Source organism: Jeotgalibacillus soli, assembly GCF_000829435.1.
GTDB lineage: Bacteria > Bacillota > Bacilli > Bacillales > Jeotgalibacillaceae > Jeotgalibacillus > Jeotgalibacillus soli.
The window spans coordinates 153623-160793 of sequence record NZ_JXRP01000013.1 but is presented as its reverse complement, the minus strand read 5'-3'; the positions used below and the strand labels follow the sequence as shown (position 1 = coordinate 160793).

The 7171-nt window shown below is 38.7% G+C and carries 8 protein-coding genes; all 8 read right to left on the bottom strand.

The window, feature by feature from the left end; genetic code table 11:
* Positions 1-575: 575 nt before the first annotated feature.
* On the bottom strand, positions 576-1322 hold the full coding sequence (locus KP78_RS08140; protein ID WP_041087938.1) for an ATP-binding cassette domain-containing protein: 747 nt from the start codon (positions 1320-1322) through the stop codon (positions 576-578).
* Positions 1323-1537: 215 nt separating this feature from the next.
* Positions 1538-2398, bottom strand: coding sequence for a DUF421 domain-containing protein (locus KP78_RS08135; protein WP_041087974.1), 861 nt, complete (start codon positions 2396-2398; stop codon positions 1538-1540).
* Between the two features lie 39 nt (positions 2399-2437).
* Positions 2438-2644 carry a DUF1657 domain-containing protein gene (locus KP78_RS08130; protein WP_041087936.1) on the bottom strand — a complete coding sequence of 69 codons (207 nt, stop codon included), beginning with the start codon at positions 2642-2644 and terminating at the stop codon, positions 2438-2440.
* Between the two features lie 24 nt (positions 2645-2668).
* Positions 2669-3682: a stage V sporulation protein AD gene (gene spoVAD, locus KP78_RS08125; RefSeq protein WP_041087934.1), complete on the bottom strand. Its 1014-nt coding sequence runs from the start codon at positions 3680-3682 to the stop codon at positions 2669-2671.
* Complete coding sequence (gene spoVAC / locus KP78_RS08120) at positions 3682-4161, bottom strand: stage V sporulation protein AC (RefSeq protein WP_041087931.1); 480 nt, start codon at positions 4159-4161, stop codon at positions 3682-3684. Before spoVAC ends, spoVAD begins: the two co-directional genes overlap by 1 nt.
* A 97-nt stretch (positions 4162-4258) precedes the next feature.
* Positions 4259-4465, bottom strand: coding sequence for a DUF1657 domain-containing protein (locus tag KP78_RS08115; protein ID WP_041087929.1), 207 nt, complete (start codon positions 4463-4465; stop codon positions 4259-4261).
* 152 nt (positions 4466-4617) lie between these two features.
* Complete coding sequence (locus KP78_RS08110) at positions 4618-5694, bottom strand: sensor histidine kinase (RefSeq protein ID WP_235420878.1); 1077 nt, start codon at positions 5692-5694, stop codon at positions 4618-4620.
* A 435-nt stretch (positions 5695-6129) separates the two neighbouring features.
* Positions 6130-7149, bottom strand: a complete 1020-nt coding sequence (locus KP78_RS08105) for an STAS domain-containing protein (RefSeq protein WP_041087925.1) — start codon at positions 7147-7149, stop codon at positions 6130-6132.
* Positions 7150-7171 lie beyond the last annotated feature (22 nt).

Genomic DNA, 7171 nt, shown 5'->3' with positions numbered 1-7171 from the left:
GTGAAGTAACGGCAGAAGATCTGAAAAAGATTTATATCGCTGCCTTTAACGGTGATAAAGTTGATTTTTAATCGAACGTGAATAGAGCTGTCCCGTACGTCGTCCATGATGGACCGGCGTATGGGGCAGCTTTTTTGTATTTTGGTAACGGCTTGGAAATGTGTGCGCACCGCCTGTAAATGTATGCGCGCGGCTTGGAAATTTGGAGGACGGCCTGCAAATGCGGGAGCACAGCCTGTAAATTAAAATAACGGCTATAGTTTGGGGCGCAAGGCTCGTAAATTTTAAGGTCAGCATGCAAAAATATGATGAGCACGGCTCGTAAATCGTAATTAACGGCCTGGAAATGCTCAAGCCCCCCCTGAAACAGACTGTTCCTTCATAAATCATACAAATTCTACCGAGACATCCTCTCCTTGATAGATGTCCTTCATCTTCTTTCTAACTGCACAAAAGCATCATAAACTTAACTGTTGATATAAGCTATTATAAGCATTTTCAGCCGCAACCCATTTTTCATAGCGTTTTTGGACTTTATTAAGATCTTGTTCAGACTCAAGCTCCGAATCAATCTTCTATAATTCCTGCTCAATCTTTTCCAGCAACTCCAGCAGCTTTTCTTCCGACATCTCGTTCGAAAGGGCCGAGTCGTTTGAGCTTATTTTAAAATTACTTTTTTTTGAATTTTTCCCTATTGTTTCATGTGAAACGATTGAATTTTTTGTTTGTAACGCCAACCGCCTGGTAAATGCCCATTCATATGGTCCTTCCATTACCTGGAGCTTTCTATTACTCCACCATCCAATTCTTGTGAACATACGATTAAGAAAATAGCGATCGTGGGAAACGACTATTCTAGCTCCATGATAATCTCTTAAGAATTCATCAAGCCATTCGATCGATTCAATATCCAGATGATTCGTTGGTTCATCCAGTAGTAATATTTCTGGACGCTGAAGAAGCAGTAACCCCAGCCCTTCATCATTTGATTTACCTGCCAAACAACCATTTTCATTTCCTTCCAAATCGGTAATGAAAACTCTTTTCACAGCTATTTTCCCATAAAAAATAGCCATAGAGGATGCTTTTCCTCCATGGCTAACAACGAATAGACACGATTGATGAAGTGTGTTCCGGGCACACCTCTTGTCTTTCATTGTCGATTGCAAGAAATGGAAAAGAGATCTCTGAATGTAATTGGTTACATGCTTTTGCTTAAAAAAGGACAGACTAAGCCAATTTTGCATTTTAGCATGAGTAATCGCACGGCAAATTGCAATAAGTGATTGAATTAACGCGCGAATCTCCAATCCATTACTCATCTCTTTCCACCTCTTATTCCGCTCTATAAATAATATGATTGAACTATATGGAATATTCCCATAAATCACAAGAATGTAATCACTTCCATCACTTTTCCCCTTTCTCATTTACATGAAAGAATATTTGGTACAGAAAATGGTTTCAATATTTTATGTAAGCAGGCCTGTTCTTTCATACCAGACCTCGTATTAGCTGTAATGCTCGTTAGAATGCTTTAATCCTTTAAGATAGGTGTTAAATTATTGATTACATTTTGCAGCTTTTCACTGTTCTTAGCATACATGTTCTGCGCTTCTTTTATTTCTGTACTTAGAGCAAAAACCTCTAAGTCTGCCTGGCATTTTTTCAGCGTGGCGTATAGCAAAGGTTTTTCTTGAGGAGCTGCTACTTCCAGCTGATCATCGAAAAGGTCCACCGTTAATTGGCCAAAAGAATCCACCTGTCCAAAAAATACATTTTCTATTGTAACGCCCAGTTTCTCAAGCTCTGTTTTCAGCCATTTTCTATTTCGCCCTATTGTTGACAACGGTTCATCTAAGATTTCACCGTCCATAATGACTGTTTGAGGCTCTTTGCCTGAATGCACATGTAAGTTAATATCCTTTGGCGTCAAAGGCTGATTTTCTTTCTTTAACATAACACTCATATCACCAGCCGGCTCCAATACGGCAAATTCAACATCAGAGACCTGGAATACATCTTTTTTCCTTAGTAACTCCAATAATTCATCCGTTGAATATTTCTCTTTCTTTAAATTATCCTCCATTATCTTTCCATCTTTAATTAAAACAGAGCCTTTCCCTTCGACGATATCCCGGAAGGTTTTACTTTTTAAAGAAATAATACCCGCTAAATAAGGAATGGCTGCAAAGGTCGTAATTCCGATAATTCCGTGCATAATATTTCGATCAAGTCCCGTTACAAGCTCTGCACCTATACTACCAATCGTGATACCTGTAACGTACTCAAAAAAGGACAGCTGAGAAATTTGTTTTTTACCGAGCCATTTCGTTATTAAAAATAACACGATAAGGAATATGAGAGCCCGTATCACAACATCAAGCCATTCCGGCACTCCGGCTAACCAAGCTGGCACAGTATTACACCTCCTTTTTTAAAAACCTTTATACTCAAATTCTTCCCGTTCCAATTTACCGACTTGCTGTTTCAAATCTTCTACAATTTCATTAACAGTCACCATTGATTCATGGAATGCTTTTTTTGATTTTTCATCCTGGGCGCGTATAGCCAAGCTTGATAAACTTGCCTCAATTCCTTTAAGACTAGCAAGACTTTGTTTCACATCTGATGCAACCGTCATCTTGGCCCCTCCTTTTTCTTTGAATTATTGACGTCCATCAAATTCAATGGACACCGCATGTGCAATACATGGAATGGTCTCACCCTGCTGGAAGCTTACGGGTGATAATAATGCACCTGTTGCAACAACAAGCATTCGTTTAAATTCACCTTTTTTCATCCGATTTAATAAATGTCCATAGACCACTGTAGCAGAGCATCCTGCACCGCTCGCACCAGCAAGAACCGGCTGTCCTTCTCTGTAAATCATCATTCCGCAATCCTGAAACTGTTCTTCACTTATTTGTATGCCATGTTTTTTCAGTAAATCAAATGCGATCTCATGCCCGATATGGCCAAGATCTCCTGTGACAATCAAATCATAGTAAGAAGGCTGGATGCCTCGTTCCTTTAAATGTGACTCAATGGTGTCAACTGCGGCAGGAGCCATTGCTCCTCCCATATTAAACGGATCGGTCAAACCCATATCAATCACTCGACCAACTGTGGCTGATGTGACACGCGGCCCCTCCCCTGAATCACTTAATAACGCCACGCCTGCACCTGTCACTGTCCACTGGGCTGTAGGAGGTTTTTGTCCCCCATATTCAGTTGGGTAGCGAAATTGTTTTTCCACCGCAGCGTTATGGCTTGATGCACCTGTCAGCAAGTAATCGGCACCCTTGGCATTCACGATAAATGCCGCCAAAGCAAGTCCCTCCATAGAAGTAGAACAGGCTCCGAACAAGCCTAAATATGGGATTTCAAGTGTTCTCAAAGCAAAGCTTGTAGGAGTAATTTGATTTATGAGATCCCCCCCAAGGAAAAACTGAACCTGTTCCTGTTGGATCTGTGCTTTTTCGATCGCCCTTTGACATGCTTCCTCTAGTAAAACTCTATGTGCTTTTTCATAGGAATCTTGATTCAACCATAGATCTGAATGCAAAAGATCAAAATCTTCAGCTATTGCTCCATTTCCTTCAAACGGCCCTCCGACTGTCCCAGTGGAGAGTATGACAGGTTTTTGAACAAATTCCCATGTGCGATGCCCCTTCAACATTACAAACCACCCCACTGTATAAATACTGTTTTAACGGCCGCTATCACAAAGGCAGAAAACACGCCAAATAAAATAACAGATCCCGCTAATTTAAACATGTTTCCACCTACGCCAAGCACAAATCCTTCTGTTCTGTGTTCAATAGAAGCAGAGATCACCGCATTTCCGAATCCCGTAATTGGAACAGCCGACCCCGCGCCTCCAAATTGAGCAAGCCGATCATAGACCCCAAAACCGGTAAGAAGCATCGCAATAAAAATCAATGTACCAACTGTTGGATTCCCTGCAGTTTGTTCCGTGAAATCAAAATAATAAAGGAAAAATATTTGAAGGGCTTGCCCGATTATGCAAATGGTTCCACCTGTAATAAATGCTTTAATACAATTTTTCAAGACAGGACGATTCGTTTCTCTTTCCTTTTGAAATGTTTGATATTCTTGCTGCACTGGCGTTAATTGTTTTTTCTTATTATTTGCCATGCCTCAACCACCTCCTTATATAAGGATTTGATAACCAGTTCTTTTTATCCATAATTAGATAAAAAAGGTTGGTTAGGATAACCAACCTTTTTTATCATTACTGTTGTGTATATTGAGGTTCTTCTTGTTCAATTTGTTCAATGCGTGGAGAAAAACTGTCAACAATTGATTGTGTTTGCTGGGCAGCTTGTTCATAAAGCTGCTTTGCTTGTTGATTGTCAGTTGCAAGCGCAAATTGTTCAAAGCTTGCTTGTGCACTTTTAAGTCCAGCAAAGGTTTGTTTAACATCACTAATTACTGTCATGCTGATTCCTCCTAGAATTTATTTATTACCGTCCTAGAATGTACATGATGTGCGGTTATTATGTTTTTTAAAAATATCCATTTTAACCACAAAAAAGCCAACCGTTTTTGGTCAGCTCTAACAATATTTCTTAATAATCTAATCAACAGGCTTCAATCAAAGCTTTTTTCGGGAATAAATTGATGGAAAGAAAATTGAAAAACAGTTCCCATTCCCTCTTCACTTTGCACCTCAATTTTCCCTTTCATTGCGCGAACAATACTATATACAACCATCATTCCTAAACCAGTTCCCTTCGATCCCTTCGTAGAATAGTACGGTTCTCCAAGACGATCAAGTTGTTCTTTTGTCATCCCTATTCCATTATCCCTCACACGGATAATGACATCAGTTCGAGTAGTTACTGTTTCTATAACTAACTCCCCGCCATTTGGCATTGATTCAATGGCGTTTTTTAGCACATTTAAAAAGCACTGATGAAATTTCTGACGATCACCCTGAATCATGGCTTTCGGAGTAAATTCAGTTGAAATTTTCACGGAATTTCCATTTGCCAGCGGCTGAAGTATTTTTAGCACATGGGTAAGCTCATCTTGGATAATCAGTTTTTCGATCGACTCTAGTGCTGGCTTAGAAAAGGTCAAATAATCTTTTATGACTCTCTCCGCCGACTCTAGCTCTGCCTTTATAATAGATAGGTACTTGTTTTGTGTTTCTTTATTTGTGGAGGTTTCCTGCAAAAGCTGAACAAAGCCTTGTGCAACCGTAAGAGGATTTCTGATTTCATGTGAAATGGCAGCACCCATTTGCTCTACCACTTCTAATTTTTTCGACTTAACTAAATGCTCCCGTATCAATAAGTTTTTAGAAATAAATTCAATAATATAAGAAATCATTGCAACACCAGTACCAGGGATCAAGAGATAAGCAAACCAAACATCAAGCTTTTGATCAAGGGGATAGGAGAATTCCATATAAATTAATGTAATAAAGCTCATGATTATGGTTAATGATACCGCATACAGTATTCGATGGGGCGATTTTTGCTTGATAAACCAAGGGGAAACAAGCCACAATAATAACGCTGAAAATCCATAAAACAGCATATTTGCTGAAAATTCATCATCAAATCCACTAAATCCACTAAGAATGATTGAGATAATAGCGAGTAATGGGCCAAGCCCCATATAGAGACCGCCGATAACAATTGGAATATTCCGTAAATCCATTTGCATACCGCTTGTTAATTCGTATGTAAAAATAAAACAGGTTAAAAGTGATAAAATAAAGTATCCAATGGCCGTTACCTGATACAATCGTTGAATCTGAGACCTTTCAATCCAAATTAAACAAAAAAACAGCAGAACGATTAGTAAAGATAGATTAAATAAAAAGTGTATGGTTATGTCGAAAATACTACCACATCCAAATTAGATTATAGATAAAGATTATCTGTTTTTTCCAAATTGTACAATATATTTCTTTGAAAAAGAAAGCATCTATGCCAAAACTTTTTCAACCCACACAGAAAGCTTGCTCAAAAAATCTATTCAATGAAAAAATCATTCTCCTTTAATACAAGCTCCCCCGTTAACTTTCATTGAGAAAAGGCTGTCCTATAAGTCAATGAATCCTTGACTTTCGGGACAGCCCAATGCTTTAAATTATCTTTTTTTCGTAATGGCATATCCGTTTTGCTCAAGTGCATATTGAACACCGTGCTGAAGTGTGGCGAAGGAATTGATGCCTTGCATATCCACGTTGGAATTGATTAGTTGAATGCTAAAAGAAGGAGATACACCTACAAGGATACTTTCCCCCCCTATTAAACGAATAGCACTTATTAATCGCTGCAGTCCCTGAATGGTATATTCATCAAAATACTTTAGCCCAGTCAAATCAAACAGTAGGTATTCAGCCTGTTGTCTGGTAAATTCAAACAGTGCTTTTTGCATTAATTCCTCAAAACGCTCTTCATTAAATTTGCCCATTAATGGAATAACAAGGATTCCATCCAATACTGGTATTACAGGAGAAGATAAATCTTTAACAAGTGACGATAATTCTTCTGTTCTTTGTGAAACCTCGGACTCCAGCTCATTAATATACTTTTGTTCTTTTTGTCTAGTTAAATTATGAATGTTTCCTGATGGAGTAGTTGATGATGCAGTAATCTCAATTTCATCATATCCCTCATCATTTATTTGACTTTTGACTGTCTTATACCACATATCCTCTTGAAAAAGCCCGCTAAAAACACCAGCCCAATGGCTTGGCAAAAGTACACCTGCCTGATTTTTATCCATTGATTGAAAAATCCTGTGTTCCCAGCTGTTTTTTAGCTGTACAACGACTTTTTTCTCTTCAAGGGAATAATAAGCAATTTTAACGTTCCCCCACCCAGCATTTCGATATATACTACTGTAATGCTCCAGGATTTCTTCAATATTATATATATCCTTATAGTATGTACTCACTAAATGCCCCATACGGTAGCCTGTGGCTTCAAATACAGTTGTCGTTACGTCACTCCCTGAAACTTCTTCAATCGTTTTCAGAAACAATTCAATTGCCGAGTCCCAAAACAGCAGAGCTGGAGCTCCATCAAACGTAAATAAGCCTTCATCTTTCTTCCAAACAAATTCATTTGTATCCACCTGTATACGCGCTATCGAATCCGACATAGAACTGCTCCCCCTGTACTCG

Excerpts from the sequence above, each read along its gene's own strand:
- KP78_RS08115 (WP_041087929.1), bottom strand. The coding sequence starts at position 4,465 with ATGACAGTAATTAGTGATGTTAAACAAACCTTTGCTGGACTTAAAAGT.
- KP78_RS08140 (WP_041087938.1), bottom strand. The coding sequence starts at position 1,322 with ATGAGTAATGGATTGGAGATTCGCGCGTTAATTCAATCACTTATTGCA.
- KP78_RS08105 (WP_041087925.1), bottom strand. The coding sequence starts at position 7,149 with ATGTCGGATTCGATAGCGCGTATACAGGTGGATACAAATGAATTTGTT.
- KP78_RS08110 (WP_235420878.1), bottom strand. The coding sequence starts at position 5,694 with ATGGATTTACGGAATATTCCAATTGTTATCGGCGGTCTCTATATGGGG.
- spoVAD (WP_041087934.1), bottom strand. The coding sequence starts at position 3,682 with ATGTTGAAGGGGCATCGCACATGGGAATTTGTTCAAAAACCTGTCATA.
- KP78_RS08130 (WP_041087936.1), bottom strand. The coding sequence starts at position 2,644 with ATGACGGTTGCATCAGATGTGAAACAAAGTCTTGCTAGTCTTAAAGGA.
- spoVAC (WP_041087931.1), bottom strand. The coding sequence starts at position 4,161 with ATGGCAAATAATAAGAAAAAACAATTAACGCCAGTGCAGCAAGAATAT.